The sequence below is a fragment of the Kosakonia pseudosacchari genome, from assembly GCF_015167415.1.
Taxonomy (GTDB): domain Bacteria; phylum Pseudomonadota; class Gammaproteobacteria; order Enterobacterales; family Enterobacteriaceae; genus Kosakonia; species Kosakonia pseudosacchari.
On the sequence record NZ_CP063425.1, the window covers coordinates 4,741,951 to 4,764,985 of the forward strand.

The 23,035-nt window shown below is 51.6% G+C and carries 24 protein-coding genes; 17 read left to right on the forward strand and 7 right to left on the reverse strand.

Features of this window, described 5'->3' with window-relative positions:
* Positions 1 to 22: 22 nt before the first annotated feature.
* The 3 genes from IP581_RS22495 to kbl form a co-directional block, all read right to left on the reverse strand.
* The gene (locus IP581_RS22495; protein ID WP_193821401.1) at positions 23 to 976 is read right to left on the reverse strand and encodes a glycosyltransferase; all 954 of its coding nucleotides are present in this window, start codon (positions 974 to 976) and stop codon (positions 23 to 25) included.
* 98 nt (positions 977 to 1,074) lie between these two features.
* A complete protein-coding gene (tdh, locus tag IP581_RS22500; protein WP_086872445.1) occupies positions 1,075 to 2,100 on the reverse strand; it encodes an L-threonine 3-dehydrogenase in 1,026 nt (341 codons plus the stop codon).
* Positions 2,101 to 2,109: 9 nt separating this feature from the next.
* Positions 2,110 to 3,306 (reverse strand): glycine C-acetyltransferase, encoded by a 1,197-nt coding sequence (kbl, locus tag IP581_RS22505; RefSeq protein WP_193821402.1) that lies wholly within the window; start codon positions 3,304 to 3,306, stop codon positions 2,110 to 2,112.
* Between the two features lie 216 nt (positions 3,307 to 3,522).
* Between kbl and rfaD the strand changes: the two genes are divergently transcribed.
* From rfaD to coaD, 13 genes are all read left to right on the forward strand, one after another.
* Positions 3,523 to 4,455: an ADP-glyceromanno-heptose 6-epimerase gene (gene rfaD, locus IP581_RS22510; RefSeq protein WP_017458185.1), complete on the forward strand. Its 933-nt coding sequence runs from the start codon at positions 3,523 to 3,525 to the stop codon at positions 4,453 to 4,455.
* A gap of 2 nt (positions 4,456 to 4,457) precedes the next feature.
* Positions 4,458 to 5,504 carry an ADP-heptose--LPS heptosyltransferase RfaF gene (rfaF, locus tag IP581_RS22515; protein ID WP_086872441.1) on the forward strand — a complete coding sequence of 349 codons (1,047 nt, stop codon included), beginning with the start codon at positions 4,458 to 4,460 and terminating at the stop codon, positions 5,502 to 5,504.
* A gap of 3 nt (positions 5,505 to 5,507) precedes the next feature.
* Complete coding sequence (gene rfaC, locus IP581_RS22520) at positions 5,508 to 6,476, forward strand: lipopolysaccharide heptosyltransferase RfaC (protein WP_193821403.1); 969 nt, start codon at positions 5,508 to 5,510, stop codon at positions 6,474 to 6,476.
* Positions 6,477 to 6,498: 22 nt separating this feature from the next.
* Entirely contained in the window at positions 6,499 to 7,563 is a 1,065-nt protein-coding gene (rfaQ, locus tag IP581_RS22525; RefSeq protein WP_193821404.1) for a putative lipopolysaccharide heptosyltransferase III, read from the forward strand.
* A complete protein-coding gene (locus IP581_RS22530) occupies positions 7,560 to 8,699 on the forward strand; it encodes a glycosyltransferase family 4 protein (RefSeq protein WP_193821405.1) in 1,140 nt (379 codons plus the stop codon). Before rfaQ ends, IP581_RS22530 begins: the two co-directional genes overlap by 4 nt.
* On the forward strand, positions 8,689 to 9,927 hold the full coding sequence (gene rfaL / locus IP581_RS22535) for an O-antigen ligase RfaL (protein ID WP_193821406.1): 1,239 nt from the start codon (positions 8,689 to 8,691) through the stop codon (positions 9,925 to 9,927). The genes IP581_RS22530 and rfaL overlap by 11 nt, the downstream gene beginning before the upstream one ends.
* 112 nt (positions 9,928 to 10,039) lie before the next feature.
* Positions 10,040 to 11,041 carry a glycosyltransferase family 9 protein gene (locus tag IP581_RS22540; protein ID WP_193821407.1) on the forward strand — a complete coding sequence of 334 codons (1,002 nt, stop codon included), beginning with the start codon at positions 10,040 to 10,042 and terminating at the stop codon, positions 11,039 to 11,041.
* Positions 11,041 to 12,144 (forward strand): glycosyltransferase family 4 protein, encoded by a 1,104-nt coding sequence (locus IP581_RS22545; RefSeq protein ID WP_193821408.1) that lies wholly within the window; start codon positions 11,041 to 11,043, stop codon positions 12,142 to 12,144. The genes IP581_RS22540 and IP581_RS22545 overlap by 1 nt, the downstream gene beginning before the upstream one ends.
* A complete protein-coding gene (locus IP581_RS22550) occupies positions 12,141 to 13,313 on the forward strand; it encodes a glycosyltransferase (RefSeq protein ID WP_193821409.1) in 1,173 nt (390 codons plus the stop codon). The genes IP581_RS22545 and IP581_RS22550 overlap by 4 nt, the downstream gene beginning before the upstream one ends.
* A 2-nt stretch (positions 13,314 to 13,315) precedes the next feature.
* Positions 13,316 to 14,446 carry a glycosyltransferase gene (locus tag IP581_RS22555; protein ID WP_193821410.1) on the forward strand — a complete coding sequence of 377 codons (1,131 nt, stop codon included), beginning with the start codon at positions 13,316 to 13,318 and terminating at the stop codon, positions 14,444 to 14,446.
* Positions 14,447 to 14,537: 91 nt separating this feature from the next.
* Positions 14,538 to 15,812 carry a lipid IV(A) 3-deoxy-D-manno-octulosonic acid transferase gene (gene waaA / locus IP581_RS22560; protein ID WP_193821411.1) on the forward strand — a complete coding sequence of 425 codons (1,275 nt, stop codon included), beginning with the start codon at positions 14,538 to 14,540 and terminating at the stop codon, positions 15,810 to 15,812.
* Complete coding sequence (locus IP581_RS22565) at positions 15,812 to 16,582, forward strand: glycosyltransferase family 2 protein (RefSeq protein ID WP_193821412.1); 771 nt, start codon at positions 15,812 to 15,814, stop codon at positions 16,580 to 16,582. Before waaA ends, IP581_RS22565 begins: the two co-directional genes overlap by 1 nt.
* 3 nt (positions 16,583 to 16,585) lie before the next feature.
* Positions 16,586 to 17,065: a pantetheine-phosphate adenylyltransferase gene (gene coaD, locus IP581_RS22570; protein ID WP_086872421.1), complete on the forward strand. Its 480-nt coding sequence runs from the start codon at positions 16,586 to 16,588 to the stop codon at positions 17,063 to 17,065.
* Positions 17,066 to 17,077: 12 nt separating this feature from the next.
* On the opposite strand, the gene mutM is transcribed toward coaD, so the two are convergent.
* The 4 genes from mutM to radC all read right to left on the reverse strand — a co-directional run bounded on the left by mutM (position 17,078) and on the right by radC (position 19,272).
* Positions 17,078 to 17,887 carry a bifunctional DNA-formamidopyrimidine glycosylase/DNA-(apurinic or apyrimidinic site) lyase gene (gene mutM / locus IP581_RS22575; protein WP_097399816.1) on the reverse strand — a complete coding sequence of 270 codons (810 nt, stop codon included), beginning with the start codon at positions 17,885 to 17,887 and terminating at the stop codon, positions 17,078 to 17,080.
* Between the two features lie 75 nt (positions 17,888 to 17,962).
* Positions 17,963 to 18,130 carry a 50S ribosomal protein L33 gene (gene rpmG / locus IP581_RS22580; RefSeq protein ID WP_003024094.1) on the reverse strand — a complete coding sequence of 56 codons (168 nt, stop codon included), beginning with the start codon at positions 18,128 to 18,130 and terminating at the stop codon, positions 17,963 to 17,965.
* Positions 18,131 to 18,150: 20 nt separating this feature from the next.
* On the reverse strand, positions 18,151 to 18,387 hold the full coding sequence (gene rpmB, locus IP581_RS22585) for a 50S ribosomal protein L28 (RefSeq protein ID WP_002436699.1): 237 nt from the start codon (positions 18,385 to 18,387) through the stop codon (positions 18,151 to 18,153).
* Positions 18,388 to 18,603: 216 nt separating this feature from the next.
* Complete coding sequence (gene radC / locus IP581_RS22590; RefSeq protein WP_086872417.1) at positions 18,604 to 19,272, reverse strand: RadC family protein; 669 nt, start codon at positions 19,270 to 19,272, stop codon at positions 18,604 to 18,606.
* Between the two features lie 170 nt (positions 19,273 to 19,442).
* Here radC and coaBC point away from each other — a divergent pair, with 170 nt between their 5' ends.
* The 4 genes from coaBC to IP581_RS22610 all read left to right on the forward strand — a co-directional run bounded on the left by coaBC (position 19,443) and on the right by IP581_RS22610 (position 23,010).
* The gene (gene coaBC / locus IP581_RS22595; RefSeq protein ID WP_162494954.1) at positions 19,443 to 20,657 is read left to right on the forward strand and encodes a bifunctional phosphopantothenoylcysteine decarboxylase/phosphopantothenate--cysteine ligase CoaBC; all 1,215 of its coding nucleotides are present in this window, start codon (positions 19,443 to 19,445) and stop codon (positions 20,655 to 20,657) included.
* Positions 20,635 to 21,093, forward strand: coding sequence for a dUTP diphosphatase (dut, locus tag IP581_RS22600; RefSeq protein WP_017458169.1), 459 nt, complete (start codon positions 20,635 to 20,637; stop codon positions 21,091 to 21,093). The genes coaBC and dut overlap by 23 nt, the downstream gene beginning before the upstream one ends.
* Before the next feature lie 124 nt (positions 21,094 to 21,217).
* Positions 21,218 to 21,814, forward strand: coding sequence for a nucleoid occlusion factor SlmA (gene slmA / locus IP581_RS22605; protein WP_017458168.1), 597 nt, complete (start codon positions 21,218 to 21,220; stop codon positions 21,812 to 21,814).
* A gap of 179 nt (positions 21,815 to 21,993) precedes the next feature.
* Positions 21,994 to 23,010 (forward strand): SMP-30/gluconolactonase/LRE family protein, encoded by a 1,017-nt coding sequence (locus tag IP581_RS22610; protein ID WP_193821413.1) that lies wholly within the window; start codon positions 21,994 to 21,996, stop codon positions 23,008 to 23,010.
* The last annotated feature ends 25 nt before the right edge of the window (positions 23,011 to 23,035 follow it).

The window sequence follows — 23,035 nt, forward strand, 5'->3', positions numbered from 1 at the left end:
CCTGCCGTCGGCAGGTTTTTCTCTATGACCGTATAAATGTCATATAAAGCCGCAGCAGGAACCACATTTTGCGACCACTGTTAACGCCTTTAAGCAAATCCCAAAAGCGAATGTGTTGACAGAACTGTGCTCTCGCGTAGGGCTTATCTTTGGTCTTTTTACGATACATACCGAAAAAATGACGGGCTTCTTCCACTGCATGAATTAGCAGCGCCCGTTTTACCTCATGGTATCGAGGCTCATTTGCCCAGCGATTCAGTTGGCTTATTACCCCAACATAACTAAGTGTGCGCGAATCAAAATATTTCTTGCTGTGAGTAATGGAATTATGATTATCGCAATAAACATAGTCGGGCTTATCGGAAATATAAAAACGGCCATTACCTAACGCCAGCTCGGTGGTCCACAGAATGTCTTTATGGCTGCTTCCCAATTGAAAAGTCAGCTGTAGCTGATTGATATATTCAGATCTGACAATTTGTAGCCATAGATAGTGCGGCCACTCACGAACGCCAACGACATGATTAATCCAACTAAAGCCTTTGATAGTTTTATTGTAGGGCTGATGATGATGGATGGTATTGCTGAAATCCCCCTCTCGCTGCTCGTTGCGCCAGCCGTTGGCGATATAGACATCTACATCGTGGAGGTTTGCTTGCCGGAAACGATCCACAATCATGTCGTCAACAAAATCGTCATCAGCATCCAATAGAATAAGCCAGTCACCGCGACGGACGGCAATACCCGCATTACGGGCAGCATACACCCCCTGATTAGTCTGATGAATTACAATAAGACGTGGATCATTAAAGGTCTGCAGGATTTCGGCGGTGTTGTCAGTGGAACCATCATTAACAACAATAACTTCCAGATTAATTCTTTTCTCACGGAGGATTTTTTCTATCATCGGGCCTAAAGCTTCACCACCGTTATAGACAGGAATAACGATGCTTACATCTATCTTCGCCGTGCTCATTTAGCAGTCCAGTTCTCACATTATTAACGTTGCGAGTATAAGATAAAGCCCTGAGCAAAAGAAGCGGGGCCGCTCAGGATGCGGCCCGCCTCATTGAGCTAATCCCAGCTCAGAATCACTTTGCCGGACTGCCCCGAGCGCATCGCGTCGAAGCCCTGCTGGAACTCATCAATGCTGAAACGGTGGGTAATGATCGGGGAAAGATCCAGACCAGACTGGATTAACGCCGCCATCTTATACCAGGTTTCAAACATCTCACGACCGTAAATCCCTTTGATAAACAGCCCCTTAAAGATGACCTTAGTCCAGTCGATAGACATATCGGACGGCGGAATACCCAGCATCGCAATACGGCCACCGTGGTTCATGGTGTCGAGCATCGTACGGAACGCAGGCGGCGCACCGGACATCTCCAGACCCACGTCGAACCCTTCGGTCATGCCCAGGTCTGCCATCACATCCGCCAGATTCTCTTTGGCGACGTTAACCGCGCGGGTCACACCCATTTTGCGCGCCAGATCGAGGCGGTACTCATTCACATCGGTGATCACCACATGACGTGCGCCAACGTGTTTTGCCACTGCCGCGGCCATAATACCAATCGGGCCTGCGCCGGAGACCAGCACATCTTCGCCGACTAAATCAAAGGAGAGCGCCGTGTGCACCGCGTTACCAAACGGATCGAAAATCGACGCCAAATCATCAGAAATATTGTCGGGGATTTTGAAAGCGTTGAACGCCGGGATCACCAGGTATTCAGCAAAACAGCCCGGACGGTTAACGCCCACACCCGTAGTGTTACGGCACAGGTGTGTACGCCCGGCGCGGCAGTTACGGCAGTGGCCGCAGGTAATGTGACCTTCACCGGAAACGCGATCGCCAATTTTAAAACCTTTCACTTCCTGGCCGATGCCCACTACTTCGCCGACATATTCATGACCGACCACCATCGGCACAGGAATGGTTTTTTGCGACCAGTCGTCCCAGTTGTAGATATGCACGTCAGTACCGCAAATCGCGGTTTTACGAATTTTAATCAGCAGATCGTTATGACCAACGTCCGGCTCCGGTACGTCGGTCATCCAGATGCCTTCTTCCGCTTTCAGTTTGGATAACGCTTTCATTTCACGCCCTCAGGCAATCACACTCAGTTGTTTACCAATGCGGGTAAAGGCAGCTACCGCACGTTCAATTTGTTCAGGCGTATGCGCCGCAGACATCTGCGTACGGATGCGCGCCTGACCTTTCGGCACCACCGGGAAGAAGAAACCGGTGACGTAAATCCCCTCTTTTTGCAGCTCGCGTGCGAAGTTCTGCGCCACTACCGCATCGCCCAGCATCACCGGGATAATCGCGTGATCGGCACCTGCCAGCGTAAAGCCTGCGGCAGTCATTTTTTCGCGGAACAGACGGGCATTTGCCCACAGGCGATCGCGCAGTTCAGCACCGGATTCCAGCATTTCCAGCACTTTAATGGACGCGGCAACAATGGCGGGTGCCAGTGAGTTGGAGAAGAGATACGGGCGGGAACGCTGACGCAGCCACTCCACTACCTCTTTACGCGCAGCGGTGTAACCGCCGGACGCGCCGCCAAGCGCTTTGCCCAGCGTGCCGGTGATGATGTCTACGCGCCCCATCACGTCGCAATATTCATGTGTGCCGCGACCATTCGCGCCAACAAAACCGACGGCGTGAGAGTCATCGACCATCACCAGCGCGTCATATTTATCCGCCAGATCGCACACCCCTTGCAGGTTAGCGATCACGCCATCCATGGAAAACACGCCATCAGTCGCAATCAGCACATGGCGCGCACCCGCTTCACGCGCCTCTTTCAGGCGGGCTTCCAGTTCCTGCATATCGTTGTTGGCGTAGCGGTAGCGCTTCGCTTTACACAAACGTACACCGTCGATGATGGAAGCATGGTTCAGCGCGTCGGAAATGATGGCGTCTTCCGCGCCGAGCAGCGTTTCAAACAGGCCGCCATTCGCGTCGAAGCAGGAGGAATAAAGAATGGAATCTTCCATGCCGAGGAAGTCGGCCAGCTTCTTCTCCAGCACTTTGTGGCTGTCCTGCGTGCCGCAGATAAAGCGCACCGACGCCATGCCGAAGCCGTGGCTGTCCATGCCGGCTTTCGCCGCAGCAATCAAATCAGGGTGGTTAGCAAGGCCAAGATAGTTATTGGCGCAGAAGTTAATGACATGTCCCGCGTTCGCCACGGTGATATCAGCCTGCTGGGCTGATGTAATAATGCGTTCTTCTTTAAACAACCCTTCCGCACGCGCGGTTTCCAGGTCGTTCGTTAACTGTTTATAAAAATCCCCACGCATCGCAATTCTCCAGACTGGGCAAATTTCGGCACATATTACCGAAAGGTATACGGTGATACGAGATGACACAGCATCCATTCTTCATTTTGTAGCATAAATCACGCATAGCCATATCGTTCACTGGGTGAATGGCTGAAGGGTCGTCAATGTGATGATATGATAAGAGACATTAGTGTCTGAGATCGTCTCAACGCTCCACTTTTCAAAGGTACAGTTATGATCATCGTGACCGGCGGCGCGGGTTTTATCGGTAGTAACATCGTTAAGGCCCTGAATGATAAAGGCATCACCGACATTCTGGTGGTGGACAACCTGAAAGACGGCACCAAATTCGTCAATCTGGTTGACCTGCACATTGCCGACTACATGGATAAAGAAGATTTCCTGATCCAGATTATGTCTGGCGAAGAGTTCGGTGATATTGAAGCGGTATTCCACGAAGGCGCATGCTCTTCCACCACCGAGTGGGATGGCAAGTATATGATGGATAACAACTATCAGTACTCCAAAGAGCTGCTGCATTACTGCCTGGAGCGTGAAATCCCGTTCCTGTACGCCTCGTCCGCCGCCACTTACGGCGGGCGTACGTCGGACTTTATTGAATCCCGCGAATATGAAAAGCCGCTCAACGTCTACGGCTACTCAAAAATGCTGTTCGACGAGTATGTGCGCGGCATCCTGCCGGAAGCGAACTCGCCGATCGTCGGTTTCCGCTACTTCAACGTGTATGGCCCGCGCGAAGGGCATAAAGGCAGCATGGCGAGCGTGGCCTTCCACCTCAATACCCAGTTGAATAACGGCGAAAGCCCGAAACTGTTCGAAGGCAGCGAAAACTTCAAACGCGATTTCGTCTACGTGGGCGATGTCGCGGCGGTCAACCTGTGGTTCTGGGAAAACGGTGTTTCCGGTATCTACAACCTGGGTACCGGTCGCGCGGAATCTTTCCAGGCCGTTGCCGATGCGACGCTGGCCTTCCACAAAAAAGGCAGCATCGAATACATTCCGTTCCCGGACAAACTGAAAGGCCGCTACCAGGCGTTTACCCAGGCGGATCTGACCAACCTGCGCGCGGCAGGTTACGACAAACCGTTTAAAACTGTCGCCGAAGGAGTAACCGAGTATATGGCCTGGCTGAACCGCGACGCGTAAGTATGAAAATTTTGGTCATTGGCCCGTCCTGGGTCGGCGATATGATGATGTCGCAGAGTCTTTATCGCACGCTTAAAGCGCGCTTTCCCCAGGCGATAATCGATGTGATGGCACCCGCGTGGTGCCGTCCACTTTTATCACGCATGCCGGAAGTCAACGAAGCGATCCCGATGCCGCTTGGTCACGGTGCGCTGGAAATTGGCGCACGCCGTAAGCTGGGCCACAGCCTGCGCGAGCGCCGTTATGACCGCGCCTACGTGCTGCCCAACTCGTTTAAATCCGCGTTAGTGCCCTTTTTCGCCAATGTGCCACACCGTACCGGCTGGCGCGGTGAAATGCGTTACGGCCTGCTCAATGACATTCGCACGCTGGATAAACAAGCCTGGCCGCTGATGGTAGAGCGCTATGTCGCGCTGGCATATGACAACGGTGTGATGCGCTCGGCGCAGGATCTGCCGCAACCGCTGCTGTGGCCGCAGTTGCAAGTTAACGACAGCGAAAAGTTACAAGTTTGCGCGACGTTTGATATTTCAGCAGAACGCCCGCTGATTGGTTTTTGCCCCGGCGCAGAGTTTGGCCCCGCGAAACGCTGGCCGCACTACCATTACGCAGAGCTGGCAAAGCAACTGATTGATGAAGGCTACCAGGTGCTGCTGTTTGGTTCGGCGAAAGATCACGAAGCGGGCAACGAGATCCTGGCTTCGCTCAGCACCGAGCAGCAAGCCTGGTGCCGCAATCTGGCCGGTGAAACGCAGCTGGAACAAGCCGTTGTGCTGATTGCCGCCTGTAAAGCGGTCGTTACCAATGATTCCGGTTTGATGCATGTCGCCGCCGCGCTTAATCGTCCGCTGGTGGCGCTTTACGGTCCAAGCAGCCCGGATTTCACCCCGCCGCTGTCGCACAAAGCGCGTGTGATCCGCCTGATTTCCGGCTACCACAAAGTGCGCAAAGGCGACGCCGCTGAAGGGTATCACCAGAGTCTGATCGATATTACCCCGCAGCGCGTGCTGGAAGAGTTGAACGCGCTGTTGCTGGACGCGGAAGGATAACCGATGCGGGTATTGATTGTTAAAACCTCGTCGATGGGCGATGTGCTGCATACGCTGCCCGCGCTCACCGATGCCGCACAGGCGATTCCCGGCATCCGCTTTGACTGGGTTGTAGAAGAGGGTTTCGCCCAGATCCCCGCCTGGCATGCCGCCGTTGAGCGCGTTATCCCGGTGGCGATCCGCCGCTGGCGCAAAGCCTGGTTTTCCGCGCCGATTGCTGCTGAGCGTAAAGCCTTTCGCGAAGCGGTGCAGGCCGGACAGTACGACGCGATTATTGATGCGCAAGGGCTGGTGAAAAGCGCCGCGCTGGTCACCCGGCTGGCGCACGGTGTGAAGCACGGTATGGACTGGAGTACCGCGCGCGAACCGCTGGCGAGCCTGTTTTATAATCGCCGTCACCACATTGCTAAACAGCAACACGCCGTTGAGCGCACCCGCGAGCTGTTCGCCAAAAGCCTCGGTTATACCAAACCACAAACGCAGGGCGATTACGCCATTGCCCGCCACTTTGCCGTCGCGGACGCAGCGCATTCGCCCTATGCCGTGTTCTTACACGCCACCACCCGCGATGATAAGCACTGGCCGGAAGCGCACTGGCGCGAGTTACTTAATTTGCTGGCAGATAGCGGTTTACGCATCAAGCTTCCGTGGGGCGCGCCGCATGAAGAAGCCCGCGCGAAACGGCTGGCGCAAGGGCTGGATTTTGTCGACGTTTTGCCGCGGATGAGCCTTGAGAATGTGGCACGAGAACTGGCAGGCGCGCGGTTTGTCGTCTCGGTCGATACCGGTTTAAGCCATCTTACCGCTGCGCTGGACAGGCCGAACATCACGCTTTATGGCCCAACGGATCCTGGTTTAATTGGCGGATATGGGCGTAATCAGGTAATCTGTCGCCCTTCTGACAGCCGGTCATTACATGACCTGCCCGGCAGCGATGTGTTCCGTCAGCTAAAAGACGCACACATAATTTAATAATGTCGAGTTAGGTACTTTCATGTCTGAATTTAAACGTATTCTTGTGACCAAACTGAGGCATCACGGCGATGTTCTACTGACGTCACCCATTTTTACCACCTTACGTCGTCATTATCCTAACGCCCAAATAGACGTTATCGTCTATGCTGAAACTGCTGATATGCTGACCCTGCACCCAGCGATTAATAACGTATTGATAATTGACCGTAAATGGAAAAAGCTTGGTGTGTGGAGACATTTTCTAAAAGAACTAGCACTTATTCGCCATATCAGAAGCCAGCACTATGATCTCCTTTTGCATTTGACAGAAAGCATGCGCGGCTTCTGGTTCGCCCAACTCGGGAAGATCCCTCATGGCGTGACCTTCTATAACGAAAACAGGAAACGGTTGTTTTTCTGGCGAAAAAAGTTCCAGAAGCAAGTCAAACGCATTCATCTTCGTCATACAGTTGAAGGCCATCTGGATACGCTTCGGGTACTGGGCTTACAGCCTACGATAGAAGAACGCAAGCTGGTGCTGGTTGCCGGAGAAGCTGCGGAGCTAGGGGTAAAAGATAAGCTATATGCTGCAGGTTGGCAGAACCAACCTTACGTTGTCGTCCACCCAACTTCACGCTGGATGTTCAAATGCTGGAACACTAAAGATGTCGCCGCAATTATGGAATATCTCAGCCGCCAAGGTAAAACCGTTGTACTGAGCGCTGCGCCGTCTAAAGAAGAAATGAAGATGGTGGAAGATCTTCGCGCCATCGTTACCACGCCATTTCTCGACCTATCCGGAACCATGTCCCTGAAGGAATTATCTGCATTAATTCAACATGCAGAAATGCTCTTCGGCGTCGATTCGGTGCCAATGCACATCGCTGCAGCGATGCAAACGCCAGTGGTAGCTTTATTTGGACCCACTGGGGACAAAGAATGGGGCCCATGGATGGTTAAAAGTGAGGTTGTAACTTCTCATAATCATCCCTGTCGTCCTTGCGGACAAGCAGGCTGCGCCAATAGTCATATCTGCGACTGCCTAGTACAACTGCCCAGAAGCCAGGTGATTGAGGCAATAAATATTATCCAGGTTAGCCAATGAAGCTTGCTATTGTCAGACAAAAATATCGACCTGATGGGGGAGCTGAGCGCTTTGTCTCCAGAGCATTAAGTGCCCTGCGCGATAAAAGCGATTTGGATATCAGCATTATCACTCGTCAATGGGAAACAGGTTCCAGCGCAGCTTATCATGTCATTACTTGTGACCCGCCGGCAAAAAATCGCTTACAGCGCGAAATAAATTTTGCGCGTGAAGCACAGAGCCATTTTGCCGCATTTGATATTGTACAGAGCCATGAACGCATTCCCGGCTGTACTATTTATCGCGCTGGTGACGGCGTACATCGTGAATGGCTGAACATTCGCTCACGCACGATGAATCCGCTACAAAAATTAGTCCAATCACTTTCCAGCTTCCACCGCTATCAGCTTCGCCAGGAAAAAGCGATGTTTGAACATCCAGCGTTGGAAAAAGTGATTTGTAATTCGGCCATGGTGAAAGCGGAGATTATCGCTCACTTTGCTATTGACCCCAATAAGATCCATGTGATTTACAACTGTATCGATACCAGTATATGGAATCCATCGCTGATTTCCATACATCGCCAGCCGATGCGTGAGCGCTACGCTATTCCTCAAGATGCAACACTGATGCTTTTTGTAGGCTCCGGCTTTGAGCGTAAGGGATTGGATGTCGCAATCAGATCGATTGCAGAGCATCCACTTGCGTGGTTATTGGTTGTAGGAAATGACCGCAAGATCACACGATATAAGAAACTGGCTCGCATTCTGGGCTGTGAATCACGACTTCTTTTTGCGGGTGTGCAGAAAGAGACTGCGCCGTTTTATGCAATGGCTGACGCTTTAATTCAGCCAACACGCTATGATCCTTTTCCTAATACGATTTTAGAAGCGATGGCCTGTGGATTACCGGTATTGACTTCTAATAAATGTGGAGGAAAAGAGTTTATAGATAATGGAATAAATGGATATGTTTTCGATGCGCTGGACTGGGCCTCTTTTTCCGGTGCTATCGGACAATTACAAAATGGATTTGACTATAATTTTGCCAGCCAGACCTCTTTTAATAAAGTGGTAAATCTGACTGCAAGCTATATTTCCGATGAGCTTTATAGTTTATATCATAATGTAATTGAGAATAAAAAGAATGGTATTTAATTCACTTTTTAATGGAAGTAAAAAAGAATCCTTTCCGCTCTATTTGGTGGGATTATTTATTGCACTTAATTTTACAGCCGAGTTGACAAAGTTTAAAAACTTGACTGTTATCTTAATGATTGCAATAGCGATATTCTTTTTATTTAAAAATTATCGCCTTGCTTTGGCACCACTAAAGAACAAACTTTTCTTTAGTGTTATCTTTTTTGTTCTCACAATATTTTATTCACTATTTATCTCCATAGATCCTCAGATCAGTTTCGACAGTATGAATAAACCCATACTAAATAGTATTTTGCTTTTCTCATTTGTACTACCTATTGTTTTACATAAAAATTCAGCGATTCAAATCGCAAAGATGATACTGATATCGATTGCTGCAGGCCTCGTGATTACCTGTGTACGAGACCTTTTAATGTATGTTGATGAATATCATCAGGGGGTTATGCCCTTTACAGAAATGACTCATCGCGACCTTTCAGATGGCTATGTTTTATGCTTTCCGGTTATTCTTAGCCTTTGGTATATTTATAAAAAGAACAGTCTACCACACTGGGCTTGTTTAATCGTCGCCACAATGATCACCATAATATTTATGCTGGGTACTTTTGCGCGTGGCTCATGGCTTGCAGCAGTGGTAATGAGCGCAATTGTCATTATTTTTAATAAAGAAAAAATGCTGGCCTTCATGGGCATAACAGCACTAATTTGCGGCGCAGTAACGCTGGTCTCTTATGATAATGCGCAGCAACACCCACTGACAAGAAAAATGGAGCAAACTTCTAGCAGCAACCGCTACGGCGGGGGTACACAAGGAACTGCACTTGAGTTAATTCTGCAAAACCCCATCAAAGGCTATGGTTTTGGTAATAGCGTGTTCCATCGCATATATAACGAGCAGGTCAAGGACCACCCTGATTGGATTTATAAGCAGTCTCTCGGGCCCCATAATGTCTTTCTGGCTATCTGGTTTGCTGCAGGTATTGTTGGCTTGCTAGCACTAATTATCCTGACGCTGAGCACTATCAACTATGCCTATAGAGCATTTATGGCAAGTAGTTCGAATACTATCACAGCACAGGCTGTGCTGTTACTGATGGTATCGTTTATCGGCTGGGTTATCGTTCGAGGAACATTTGAAAATGTCTATTTAAATGTACTTGGCATTCATTTGGGATTACTCATGGCACTTGGATTCAGGATTAAAGCTGAGAGAATACCTGAATAACTGCAGCCTTAATTAGCCGATTATGTCGCGGTAGTCGGCTACTCTACTCCTACCGTGACTCATCTGTAGCCGCTAGTGTACAATGTGAAAAAGTGTGATAGCAGGTCCGCTTATGCAGCCCCAAAAAATTCTTGTCATTAACATTGCTCGCTTTGGCGACACTTTATTAATAACACCGGTATTAAAAGCATTAAAAACAAAGTGGCCTACGGCCATACTGGATGTGTTCGCGCATAAGAAAACAGCCTCGGTGCTCGAAAATCTGCCTTGGGTGAATACTATTCGCCCCTTCTCCAAGAAAAAAGCGGTATGGATGAAATATTTCCACCGTCAGCGATACGATCTAGCACTGGTATACGGTAGTGATGATGCGCTGGTGGACTATGCCAAACGCGTTTCTATACTGACGGTTTCTTTCTCTGACAAAACAGGTAATGCCAACTGGTGCACGGTAGTCCCGCCGAAACAGTTAATGCCAGCCCAGCAGGAACGAGCGTTGCTAGCTCAAGCCGTCGGCGTTGAGGTTACCGATTGGCGCCTCTGTTATTGTGTTACGCCACAAGAACTGGACTCTGCACGCCAGTTTTTGAATAAAAACAATCTGCATAATAAGCGTTTGATCGGTTTTCAATTGCAAAGTTTTCCCGCAAAAGCCTATCGCGACTGGCCGATATCCTCTTTTAAGGAGATAGCGAACCGTTTGTTACAGGCATATCCCGACAGTCATATACTTTTATTAGGCGGGCCTGAAGGAAAAACCACCGCTGCAGCACTGGCCTCTGAACTGGGTTCCTCCGCCACATCGCTCGCAGGGAAGCTGACAATGAGACAAAACGCAGCGGTGATGAGTCAGCTTTCTCTTTATCTGGGTGTGGATACCGGCCCCACTCATCTTGCTGGTGCCCTGGGTATCCCGATGGTAGCGATGTACCATGCTTTCCATCCAGGAAAGTACCTTGCGCCGCAGCAGCACCCTGGTCTGGTTGTTATCGAACATCCTGTTGACTATTCTGACGCCAGCCGTGAAGAGCCAATGTCAAAGATTGATGTTGAAACTGTCTGGAATGCGGTCAATACGCAGCTCGCGAAACACATTGATCTAAAGGTAAGCTAATGAAAATTGGATTTGTGGATGTGACCATAACAACTTCTTATGGAGGCATCCAAACTGCAGTCTGGGAACTTGCAAAAGCTTTGGCAGACCTTGGCCATGAGATATTCCTTTATGGGGGAGAAGGGGATATTCGCCATGATGTAGCGAGTTATGCGATTACCGTACGAACATATCCTTATACACCACGAGAAAAGGTGATTAATCTGGGGCGCCGGTTCCAGCGCATCGTTGAACGCCTTTCTATGGCACGCCATGCCCGAAAAGCGGTCGTGAAAGATGATCTGGACTGGGTCATTCTTACCAAACCTTTCGATTTCTTTTGGCCACATCTGATGCCTGCGTCCAGCAAGACGCGTTTCTGCTATATGAGTGGAGGCACTAGTTTTTTCAGGTTCGATCGCCGCCTGGGTAAACGAATTGACGCCTGGGTGGCATGTAGTGAATTTAATGCATGGCAGATTCAGCATCACTTTAAGCACTTCCCGCATGTGATTTATAACGGTGTGGACATAAATAAGTTTACTCCTGCAACTGGTAGCATTCGTCATACACTGGACATTGATGATGACAAGTTTTTACTGGTCTTTGCCGGGCGGCTTGTCGGTTGGAAAGGCCTTGCTTACGTGTTGAAAGCACTGGCGCTATTGCAAGACGAGCGGGTTCGCTTTCTCATTGTTGGCAATGGTGAAGAACAGACAAAACTACAGGCGCAAGCTCGCGATCTTGGTGTGGACAAACAGGTCATTTTCCACGAGCCGGTTGCGCATTCAGCCCTGCCAGCATTTTATAGAAGTGGTGATGCGGGTATTTTCCCCAGCACTGGTGACGAAGCTTTTGGTATTACCATTGCTGAAGCGATGGCTTGCGGATTACCCGTTATAGGTAGCTATATTGGTGGAATCCCGGAAGTGATTGGAAATGAAGGCTCAGCTGGATTACTGGTTTCACCTGGCCACCCGGAAGCAATTGCCGCTGCTATCCGTAAATTGGTGGAAGGCGGCGAATACCGCCGAACAATGGGGCATAACGCACGTCAGCGTATCGAAAATCTTTATACCTGGCAGCACTCAGCTCTACGTCTACTTTCGGCGCTCGACAAATGATCAAACTTGCCTATATCGATCCCTATGCAGTGCCGGACATCCGCGTTGCATCACTGCAAATTTTGCAGAATGTGGATTCTTTTGCGCGACACGATATGCAGGTGTTTGTTGTCACGCCCTCCAGCCATACCACCGTTGAAAGTGTGCTGGGTCGTTCCGTTTCGGAAGGTGTCGTCTTCTCACCTTTAACTGACCCACGTGGAAAATGGTATTTTCCTTTTAATACTCAAAAAATATTCTTTTTGATGGTCCGACGCTGGCTGAATCGCAACCCCGTGGATGCAATTTATACTCGTAATCTGAAAATGGCCCGTTTCCTGCTCAGCCAGAAGCTGGTCATTCCGGTTATCTTTGAAAGTCACGAGATATTTGCTCAAAGTTTTAAGGAGTCTCATGACCTCAACCAAGCAAAGAATAAGCGCAAATACCAGACTCTGTTGGAAAATGAGCATTTTGTTTATCAGAATGCGGCAGCAATTGTTGTTTTGACTTCCTTCCTTGAAGAGGATATTCGCCGCCACTACAACGTCAATACTCCTTGTATCGTCAGCCCCGACGGCGTGGACAGCGTGGCAGCTAATGAGGCGCTGAAGACAGCCTCACCGTCACCATCTATACCCGTGTCAATTTTTTATCTCGGCAGCCTCCATCCCTGGAAAGGCATCCCTACAGCTATCAGTGCAATGCGTCATGTAACTGGCGCAAAGCTAACAATCGCTGGTGGTAATGCCGAACAGATCACAACACTGTCCGCGTTGGCACAGCAGGAAGGAGTAACAGCTAAAATTGATTTTATCGGTTATGTGAATCCGAGCCAGCGCTTCCACGAGATAGCCCGCCATGATATTTGCATTTTGCCACTTACCAAAACCAGCATTGCCAGCCGGTATACCTCGCCACTCAAGCTATTTGAATATATGGCAATGGGCAAAGCAATTGTGATTGCCGACCTACCGTCAATCCGTGAAGTCGTGAATGAGTCGAGCGTCTTTTTTGCCGAAAGCGAAAACAGTGAAGATCTGGGGCGCGTACTCCAGAGCGTAGTCGATGATAGAAATGAAGCGCAAAAACGCGCGAATGCAGCTCTGGCGCTGGCGAAAACATTTACCTGGGATCACCGTGCGCAACAGATTTCCCGCATTATTCATCATCTGTTACGGCAAAATTGAAAATGAAAAAAAAACTCATATTTACCGTTCCGCCAATCCATTCGATCCCACCTCGCCATGCCGCTGCGGTGGAGTGGTGGGTCTATAACGTAGCCAGCAGGTTGCACGTTTCGACAGAAATTATTTGTATCCGTAAAGGCGAAGTGCAGCAGGAAAATATTACCCCGCATTGTTCGATTTACCGTATTGGCATTGGTCGTGTCTATAAACGTATCTTCCAAAAGTGGACACGTTGGGACCCACTTTCTTATGCATGGCGAGTAATTCGCCGAGCACGTAGCCTGCGCGCTGAACGGCAAACACTGATCGTGCATAATTCTATTCATCTGTATACGGCGGCCGCGCGACATTATCCTGAACAGGACATGATTCTGCATATGCACAATATGCAGGATACCGACAAGCTCACCAGCGCGGTCAAGATTATTGTTCCCAGCCGGTTTCTGGCTCGCTGGTACAAAGAAAAGGTTCCCGGTGCAGATGTAAAAGTTGTGCCTAATGGTATTGATGTCGAACTTTACGCTGATGGCGATCGCTGGTCACGAGAACAGTTTGCCCTGACTGAAACAGATACTGTGATTCTTTATGCTGGTAGGTTGTCGCCAGAAAAGGGACCGCTGGAACTGATGCAAGCCGTACATCAAATGAATCAGTCCGGGCAACAGCTGAAACTGGTGATCATTGGTGATCCAAAAGCGAACAATAGTGGTCCGCGCGCGGAGTATCAAAAAGAAATTCGAGAGATGGCACAGACCATGGGCAGCAATTGTATTCTGGCGGGTAGCGTTGCACCGGCAGATATGCATAAGGTTTACGCAATAGGAGATCTGACCGTAGTACCTTCTCGCTTTGAAGAACCATTCTGCATGGTGGCGCTTGAATCCATGGCCTCCGGCATCCCGGTACTGGTCAGCCCTCGCGGCGGAATTTCAGAATTTGTTATCGACGGGAAAACCGGATTTGTAATGCGGGAACCACTCTCAACAACCTCGATGGCAGAAGATATTCAGGCAACGCTCAATCGGACTGACCTCCATCTGGTAGCCCAGCATGCCCGGCAAGAAACCCTTGCTGGTTATGGCTGGCAGACAGTGGCTGAGGAACTCAGCGCTGCTTTGAAGGGGTGGCGGTAAGCCATCACTCTATCAGGCTGGAAAGGTATAGCTTTAGCCGCCCTAAATGCTTAGAATTTGCCCGCCGAATCTTAAAAAAACGGATAGTCGCTTGGAATTGTTGTATACCACCCTGCTTTACTTAATTCAGCCTCTGGTGTGGTTGCGATTATTACTTCGCAGCCGCAAAGCCCCTGCTTACCGCAAACGCTGGGCTGAACGCTATGGTTTTTGTCGTAACAAAGTGAAGCCGGACGGTATTCTGCTGCATTCCGTTTCCGTGGGAGAAACGCTGGCGGCGATCCCACTGGTGCGCGCGCTGCGCCACCGTTATCCTTCGCTGCCCATCACCGTGACCACCATGACGCCAACTGGCTCAGAACGAGTGATGTCCGCGTTCGGCAAAGACGTACATCATGTTTATCTCCCGTATGATCTGCCCTGCGCCATGAACCGTTTCCTCAACAATGTTCGCCCGAAGCTGGTGATCGTGATGGAAACCGAACTGTGGCCGAACATGATTTCCGCGCTGAAAGCGCGCCAAATCCCACTGGTTATCGCTAACGCACGGCTGTCAGAACGCTCGGCAAAAGGTTACGGCAAGCTGGGCAAATTTATGCGCCGTCTGCTGAGCAAAATCACGCTAATCGCCGCGCAAAACCAGGAAGATGCCGACCGTTTTCTGCAATTAGGCTTAAAACGCAGCCAGTTGACTGTCACTGGCAGCCTGAAATTTGATATCTCCGTGACGCCGGAACTCGCCGCCCGTGCGATAACACTGCGTCGCCAGTGGGCACCACGTCGCCAGGTGTGGATTGCCACCAGCACGCACGACGGTGAAGAAGCGATTATTTTACAGGCGCACCGCAAGCTGCTGGAAACCTTCCCTGATTTACTGTTGATCCTGGTGCCTCGCCATCCGGAACGCTTCCCGGATGCGCGCAATCTGACGCAGAAAGCCGGGTTCAGCTACACCTTACGCAGCTCGGGCGAAATCCCGTCCAGCAGCACGCAGGTGGTGATTGGCGATACCATGGGCGAGCTGATGCTACTTTACGGCATTGCCGATCTGGCGTTTGTCGGCGGCAGCCTGGTTGAGCGCGGAGGCCACAACCCGCTGGAGCCTGCTGCGCACGCGATTCCCGTGCTGATGGGGCCGCATACATTTAATTTCAAAGATATCTGCTCACGCCTGCAGGAGGCGGAAGGGTTGATCACCGTCACCGATGCGGATTCACTGGTGAAAGAGGTGTCGACCCTGCTGACGGATGAAGATTACCGGTTATGGTACGGCCGCCACGCGGTGGAAGTGCTGCACCAGAACCAGGGGGCGCTCGCGCGTCTGCTGCAACTTCTGCAACCGTATTTACCTCAGCGGAGCCATTAATGTCCAAACGTTTGTCGGTGGTGATGATCGCCAAAAACGCGGCGGATCTGCTGCCCGACTGCCTGGCGTCCGTTGCCTGGGCAGATGAAATTGTGCTGCTGGATTCCGGTAGCAGCGACGACACGGTTGGCATTGCCAGCCGCGCGGGTGCCAAAGTTTTCACTCATACCGACTGGTCAGGCTATGGCGTACAGCGTCAGCTGGCACAGCGTTACGCCAGCGGCGATTACATCCTGATGCTTGATACCGACGAGCGCGTCACCCCGGAACTCGCAGAGCAAATTCGCACCACGCTCGCCGTACCGCAGCCGGGCGCCGTTTACAGCATTGCCCGACGTAACTATTTCCTTGGTCGTTTTATGCGTCACAGCGGCTGGTATCCGGATCGCGTTACCCGCCTGTACGAACGTGAGCGCTATCAGTACAACGGCAATCTGGTACATGAATCGCTGGATGCGCCGCAAGCGCCGGTCATTGCGCTCAGTGGTGATTTGCTGCATCTGACCTGCCGGGATTTCGCCAGCTTTCAGCGCAAACAGTTCAATTACGCCACGGCGTGGGCGCAGGAACGCCATCAGCGCGGTAAAAAAACGTCGCTACCGGGAATTTTCGCGCATACTTTGGGCGCATTCGCCAAAACATTGTTACTGCGCGGCGGCGTGCTGGATGGTAAACAGGGCTGGCTGCTGGCGGTGGTTAACGCGCAGTATACTTTCAATAAATACACCGAGCTGTGGGCGCTGAACCACGGTTATTCAGAGAAAGAATAAGCGATGAGTACAAAAGCGATTTATCCCGGCACCTTTGACCCCATCACCAACGGGCATATTGATATTGTGGCCCGCGCCGCCACGATGTTTGATGAGGTGGTGTTAGCGATTGCCGCCAGCCCGAGCAAAAAACCGCTGTTTGACCTGCCAGAGCGCGTGGCGCTGGCGCAAGCGGCGACGGCGCATCTGCCGAATGTGTCCGTGGTGGGGTTTAGTGATTTGATGGCCAATTTTGCCCGCGCCCAGCAGGCAAATATCCTTATTCGCGGCTTGCGGGCGGTAGCGGATTTCGAATATGAGATGCAGCTGGCGCATATGAACCGTCACCTGATGCCGGAGCTGGAAAGCGTCTTTCTTATGCCGTCGAAAGAGTGGTCGTTTATCTCTTCTACGCTGGTCAAAGAAGTGGCGCGTCATCAGGGCGATGTCACCCACTTCCTGCCGCCTGACGTTCACCAGGCGCTGTTAGAGAAGCTTAAATAAGTTTTCTGGTTCTTATTTCTGGCAGCGTCGGCAGTAAAACGTTGAACGCTGTGCATGCTTTGCGGCAACAATCGGCGTGCCGCAGACGCGACAAGGTTCCCCTTCCCGGCCATATACCTGCAACTCCTGAGCGAAATAGCCCGGTTTACCGTCGCTTTGCAAAAAGTCTTTTAGCGTGGTTCCGCCCTGTTCGATAGAGCGCAGCAGCACCGCTTTGATCACCCGCACCAGAATTTCACACTCCTGCGCCGAGAGTGACGAAGCCAGCCGATCGGGATGGATCCCGGCGGCAAACAGCGATTCGCTGGCGTAGATATTCCCCACGCCGACCACCAGTTTGTTGTCCATTAGCCAGGGTTTAATGGCGGTTTTCTTCTTCGCGCATTTCTGCCGGAAATAATCGGCATTGAAAGCGTCGCTGAGCGGTTCCGGGCCGAGATGCGCCAGTACATTGTGGCCTTCCAGCTCTTTCGTCCACAGCCACGCGCCAAAACGACGCGGATCGGTGTAGCGCAGCACTTTGCCATTGCTCATCACCAAATCGACGTGGTCATGTTTTTCCGCAGGCAACTCATGGGGAAGAATGCGCAGGCTACCGGACATGCCAAGGTGAATAATGATCCAGCCGTCGGGCAATTCGAGCAGCAAATATTTGGCGCGGCGCTGAACGCTCAGTACCGGTTTGTCGCTCAGGCTGTGGATCTCTTCGGAAACCGGCCAGCGCAATCGCCCGTTGCGCACCACCGCATGAAGAATGGTTTCGCCAACAAGGTGTGGTGCAATACCTCTGCGGCTGGTTTCGACTTCGGGTAATTCAGGCATCTCGTCTCCGGTTTATGGGTGGTCAGAAATGCAAAAACCCCGACAGAGCGGGGTTTTTGTGCAAGAAAACTAAAATTATTTGATTTTAGCTTCTTTGTACAGCACGTGCTGACGGACAACTGGATCGAATTTTTTCAGTTCCAGTTTTTCCGGCTTAGTACGTTTGTTCTTCGTGGTGGTGTAGAAGTGACCAGTACCAGCGGAAGAAACCAGCTTGATTTTCTCACGAATACCTTTAGCCATGATTTATATCCTTTAAGTACTTAGTACTTTTCGCCACGGGCACGCAGTTCAGACAGAACTGTATCGATGCCTTTCTTATCGATTACACGCATACCTTTAGCAGATACACGCAGGGTGACAAAACGCTTTTCGCTCTCAACCCAGAAACGGTGAGAGTGCAGGTTCGGCAGGAAACGGCGTTTAGTCGCGTTCAGTGCGTGGGAACGGTTGTTACCGGTCACCGGACGCTTGCCAGTAACTTGGCAGACTCGGGACATGTCTATTCTCCAAAAATCAAATTAGCTCGAGCTTCGTATGGGGTATCGGCGCCTCGTCAGGCTTTACAGCCCGGTCATCGCAGTTCTATGTGAACTCTCGATTGCCAGGCCCAAATGCCAAACCCGAGATTCTCAAAGGTGGCGTAGTATACGCTGAGTCGGCGGTGTGCTCAAGTCCCGAACAGACAAAGATCCCGATGGATCGCGCAAAGTGGTCTAAATCCAGCCACGTTCGGCAAAAGAAACGTACTCACCACGGCCAATAACCAGATGATCGAGCACCCGGATGTCCATGAACTGGCAGCATTTTATAACCCGCTCGGTGATCTGCCTGTCCGCTTTACTCGGCTCAGCGTTACCAGAGGGGTGATTATGCGCGAGGATCACGGCGGCCGCATTGACTTTTAACGCTTCACGCAAAATTTCTCGCGGATGCACCTCAACCTGGTTAATCGTACCGGTAAAAAGCCGACAATGTTTGAGTATCCGGTTCTGGTTATCCATCAGGATCACCATAAAGATCTCGCGCTCTTCGCCCGCCAGCTGACTTTGTAAAAACTCGCGCGTCATTTCCGGGCTCAGCAGTGAGTTCTCTTCCAGCAGGCGCGCATTATAATAGCGCCGCGCCAGTTCACCGATACCACGTAGTTGAGCGTATTTGGCAAGGCCAATGCCATGCACCTCCTTAAAATCATCAAGATCGGCGGAGAGCAGCGTATATAACGAACCAAACTGCTTGAGCATTTCGCGCGCCACGGTGAGTACGCTTTTTCCCTGTGTTCCGGTGCGCAAAAAAAGCGCCAGAAGTTCCACATCGGTCAGTGATTCAATACCAAACTTCAACATCTTTTCACGCGGTTTCTGGGGCGTAAAAACAATATCCATATTCATTTCTCCTTCAAACTCGCCAATGCTGCCATAGCTGCCGTTTCCCTTCGACCAGGGAGTCATATCTCTGCGTAGTGCCTCGCAAAGTGGTTTGTGGGCAACAGCACGACAACTTAAGGATTGTGATAAAATGCCCAGCTTCTGGTGAAATCCAACAGGAAAGAATCATGATCAGTCTGGCGGGTAAAAAGATTGTCCTCGGCGTGAGTGGCGGTATTGCGGCCTATAAAGCGCCCGAGCTGGTGCGCCGTCTGCGCGATCGCGGCGCGGAAGTCCGTGTCGCAATGACCGAGGCGGCCAAAGCCTTTATTACGCCGATGAGTCTGCAGGCCGTTTCCGGTTATCCGGTTTCCGATAGTCTGCTGGATCCCGCCGCCGAAGCGGCAATGGGTCATATTGAGCTGGGCAAATGGGCTGATTTAGTGATTCTCGCCCCCGCCACTGCAGATTTAATCGCCCGCGTCGCCGCCGGTATGGCAAATGACCTGGTCTCTACTATTTGCCTCGCCACACCGTCGCCTGTGGCTGTTGTCCCCGCAATGAATCAGCAGATGTACCGCGCCGCCGCCACCCAGCATAATTTGCAGGTGCTGGCCTCGCGTGGGCTGTTGCTGTGGGGCCCGGACAGTGGCAGCCAGGCTTGTGGCGATGTGGGTCCTGGAAGAATGCTCGATCCACTGACCATTGTGGATATGGCCGCCGCGCATTTCTCGCCGGTCAAAGATCTGCAACATCTGAACATCATGATTACCGCCGGTCCGACGCGTGAACCGTTAGATCCGGTGCGTTACATCACCAATCTCAGTTCCGGTAAGATGGGCTTCGCCATTGCCGCCGCCGCTGCAAGCCGTGGTGCGAATGTCACGCTGGTTTCCGGTCCTGTTTCGCTGGCTACGCCGCCGCTGGTGCAACGTGTGGATGTGACCACTGCGCTGGAGATGGAGGCCGCGGTCCAGAGCCGTGCTCAGCAGCAGCATATTTTTATCGGCTGCGCCGCCGTTGCGGATTATCGCGCCGCCAGCGTTGCTGAAGAAAAAATCAAAAAGCAAGGCGATGAAATCACGATAAAAATGGTGAAAAATCCGGATATCGTCGCTGGCGTTGCCGCACTTTCTGCTCATCGCCCTTATGTTGTTGGGTTTGCTGCCGAAACAAATAATGTGGAAGAATATGCCCGGCAAAAACGCGCCCGCAAAAACCTTGATCTGATTTGCGCCAACGATGTTTCGCAATCGAATCAGGGATTTAATAGCGACAACAACGCGTTACACCTTTTCTGGCAGGATGGCGACAAACGCTTGCCGCTGGAGCGTAAAGAACTTCTGGGACACCTATTACTGGACGAGATCGTTACCCGTTATGATGAAAAAAATCGACGTTAAGATTCTGGACCCGCGTGTTGGCAAGGAATTCCCGCTGCCGACATATGCCACCTCCGGTTCCGCCGGACTTGACCTGCGCGCCTGTCTCGACGACGCCGTAGAGTTGGCGCCGGGTGCGACCACGTTGCTGCCGACTGGCCTGGCAATCCATATTGCCGATCCCTCACTGGCTGCGGTCATTCTGCCGCGCTCTGGTCTGGGCCATAAACATGGCGTCGTGTTGGGCAACCTGGTGGGGCTGATTGACTCGGATTACCAGGGCCAATTGATGGTGTCCGTCTGGAACCGCGGCCAGGACAGCTTTACTATCGTGCCGGGTGAACGCATCGCGCAAATGGTCTTTGTGCCGGTCGTTCAGGCGGAATTTAACCTTGTAGAATCTTTCGACGCGACCGAGCGCGGCGAAGGCGGCTTCGGCCATTCCGGGCGCCAATAAGCAGCCCTATTTAACGCATCACACGGCGAAATAACGCGATAACATCACCGCAAACGCACTCCGTTTGCGGTCGCCCTGTGGTTGCTCGCCTGACAAGTGCTTATTTTCAGGGGTATTTTGGAACATGGCAGAAAAACAAACTGCGAAAAGGAATCGTCGCGAGGAAATACTTCAATCTCTGGCGCTAATGCTGGAATCCAGCGATGGAAGCCAGCGTATTACGACGGCAAAACTGGCGGCGTCCGTTGGCGTTTCTGAAGCGGCGCTGTACCGCCATTTCCCCAGTAAAACGCGCATGTTCGACAGCCTGATTGAATTTATCGAAGATAGCCTGATTACCCGTATCAATCTGATTTTAAAGGACGAAAAAGACACCACTGCACGTCTGCGTCTGATTGTGCTGCTGATTCTGGGCTTTGGTGAACGTAATCCGGGTTTGACACGCATTATGACCGGCCACGCGCTGATGTTCGAACAAGACCGCCTGCAAGGGCGCATTAGCCAGCTGTTCGAACGCATTGAAGCGCAGCTGCGCCAGGTATTGCGCGAACGCAAGATGCGTGAAGGCGAAGCCTACGCGACGGATGAAACGTTACTCGCAAGCCAGCTGCTGGCGTTTTGCGAAGGGATGCTATCGCGCTTTGTGCGCAGTGAGTTTAAATACAGTCCGACCGAAGATTTCGACGCCCGCTGGCCGCTGTTGGCCGCACAATTACAGTAATACCTCATGCAGCCCTTGTGGCTGCATTCTCATTTCTCCGCAATCTGTGAAAAAGCCCAACGTAATTCGTTAAGATGCCAGATGTCGCGGCGTCGCGGTTTCCCTACCCTCCCTCTGGCAGTATCTTTCCACTTAAGCGAAACATCCTCATAATTACCCTACAAATAAGGAGACGCTTGATGGCAACATCACGTCGGGAACTGCTTAAACTCAGCGGTATCGCCACCGCATCACTGCTTTTAAGCCAAAAGAGTATTGCCGCCTGGACACCCTCGGCCCGCTACCCCGATCCCAGCATCGTCGCGCTGGATGACAGCTTTCGCGACTATATGGTTTCCAGCGCCAAAGTAGAGCAGATCGCGACCGGCTGCCGCTGGGCAGAAGGGCCCGTCTGGTTTGGCGATACCCGCATGCTGCTGTGGAGCGATATACCCAACAACGCAGTCATGCGTTGGGATGAAACCACTGGCGCAACCAGCGTTTTTCGCCAGCCTTCCAATAACGCCAACGGGCACGCCCGCGACAGGCAAGGGCGTCTAATCAGCTGTGAGCACGATACCCGCCGCATTACACGCACAGAATACGACGGCACCATCACCGTACTGGCAGATAGCTATGACGGCAAGCCGCTGAATTCGCCGAACGATATAGCGGTGAAATCCGACGGCTCCATCTGGTTTACCGATCCGCCATTCGGCATTGCTGGTTTTTATGAAGGGCACAAAGCCACGCCGCAGTTACCGCAAAATGTTTACCGCCAGGATCCTGAAACCCACAAGCTGGAAGTGGTGCTGGGCGATGTTAAAGGTCCAAACGGCATTTGCTTCTCGCCGGATGAAAATACGCTGTTTGTGGTAGAAAGCCGCGCGACGCCTAATCGTTTAATTCTAGCGTGGGATATCGAAGGTGATCAGCTAAAAAACCGGCGAGTACATATCGACTGCGGTAACGGCACGGCAGACGGCATTGCCATCGATATGCATGGCAATCTGTGGTGCGGCTGGGGAATGGGTACTGAGGAGCTGGACGGCGTACGCGTGTTCAATCCGCAAGGCAAAGCGATTGGGATGATCCACCTGCCGGAGCGTTGCGCTAACTTGTGTTTTGGCGGCGAACAGCGCAATCGCCTGTTTATGGCCTCCAGCACCTCGGTCTATTCACTTTATGTAAACACTCAGGGCGCGAAGCTGGTATAAAACTGCCCCGGCAGTCGCCTGCCGG

Excerpts from the sequence above, each read along its gene's own strand:
- IP581_RS22495 (WP_193821401.1), bottom strand. The coding sequence starts at position 976 with ATGAGCACGGCGAAGATAGATGTAAGCATCGTTATTCCTGTCTATAAC.
- tdh (WP_086872445.1), bottom strand. The coding sequence starts at position 2,100 with ATGAAAGCGTTATCCAAACTGAAAGCGGAAGAAGGCATCTGGATGACC.
- kbl (WP_193821402.1), bottom strand. The coding sequence starts at position 3,306 with ATGCGTGGGGATTTTTATAAACAGTTAACGAACGACCTGGAAACCGCG.
- rfaD (WP_017458185.1), top strand. The coding sequence starts at position 3,523 with ATGATCATCGTGACCGGCGGCGCGGGTTTTATCGGTAGTAACATCGTT.
- rfaF (WP_086872441.1), top strand. The coding sequence starts at position 4,458 with ATGAAAATTTTGGTCATTGGCCCGTCCTGGGTCGGCGATATGATGATG.
- rfaC (WP_193821403.1), top strand. The coding sequence starts at position 5,508 with ATGCGGGTATTGATTGTTAAAACCTCGTCGATGGGCGATGTGCTGCAT.
- rfaQ (WP_193821404.1), top strand. The coding sequence starts at position 6,499 with ATGTCTGAATTTAAACGTATTCTTGTGACCAAACTGAGGCATCACGGC.
- IP581_RS22530 (WP_193821405.1), top strand. The coding sequence starts at position 7,560 with ATGAAGCTTGCTATTGTCAGACAAAAATATCGACCTGATGGGGGAGCT.
- rfaL (WP_193821406.1), top strand. The coding sequence starts at position 8,689 with ATGGTATTTAATTCACTTTTTAATGGAAGTAAAAAAGAATCCTTTCCG.
- IP581_RS22540 (WP_193821407.1), top strand. The coding sequence starts at position 10,040 with ATGCAGCCCCAAAAAATTCTTGTCATTAACATTGCTCGCTTTGGCGAC.
- IP581_RS22545 (WP_193821408.1), top strand. The coding sequence starts at position 11,041 with ATGAAAATTGGATTTGTGGATGTGACCATAACAACTTCTTATGGAGGC.
- IP581_RS22550 (WP_193821409.1), top strand. The coding sequence starts at position 12,141 with ATGATCAAACTTGCCTATATCGATCCCTATGCAGTGCCGGACATCCGC.
- IP581_RS22555 (WP_193821410.1), top strand. The coding sequence starts at position 13,316 with ATGAAAAAAAAACTCATATTTACCGTTCCGCCAATCCATTCGATCCCA.
- IP581_RS22565 (WP_193821412.1), top strand. The coding sequence starts at position 15,812 with ATGTCCAAACGTTTGTCGGTGGTGATGATCGCCAAAAACGCGGCGGAT.
- coaD (WP_086872421.1), top strand. The coding sequence starts at position 16,586 with ATGAGTACAAAAGCGATTTATCCCGGCACCTTTGACCCCATCACCAAC.
- mutM (WP_097399816.1), bottom strand. The coding sequence starts at position 17,887 with ATGCCTGAATTACCCGAAGTCGAAACCAGCCGCAGAGGTATTGCACCA.
- rpmG (WP_003024094.1), bottom strand. The coding sequence starts at position 18,130 with ATGGCTAAAGGTATTCGTGAGAAAATCAAGCTGGTTTCTTCCGCTGGT.
- rpmB (WP_002436699.1), bottom strand. The coding sequence starts at position 18,387 with ATGTCCCGAGTCTGCCAAGTTACTGGCAAGCGTCCGGTGACCGGTAAC.
- radC (WP_086872417.1), bottom strand. The coding sequence starts at position 19,272 with ATGGATATTGTTTTTACGCCCCAGAAACCGCGTGAAAAGATGTTGAAG.
- coaBC (WP_162494954.1), top strand. The coding sequence starts at position 19,443 with ATGATCAGTCTGGCGGGTAAAAAGATTGTCCTCGGCGTGAGTGGCGGT.
- dut (WP_017458169.1), top strand. The coding sequence starts at position 20,635 with ATGATGAAAAAAATCGACGTTAAGATTCTGGACCCGCGTGTTGGCAAG.
- slmA (WP_017458168.1), top strand. The coding sequence starts at position 21,218 with ATGGCAGAAAAACAAACTGCGAAAAGGAATCGTCGCGAGGAAATACTT.
- IP581_RS22610 (WP_193821413.1), top strand. The coding sequence starts at position 21,994 with ATGGCAACATCACGTCGGGAACTGCTTAAACTCAGCGGTATCGCCACC.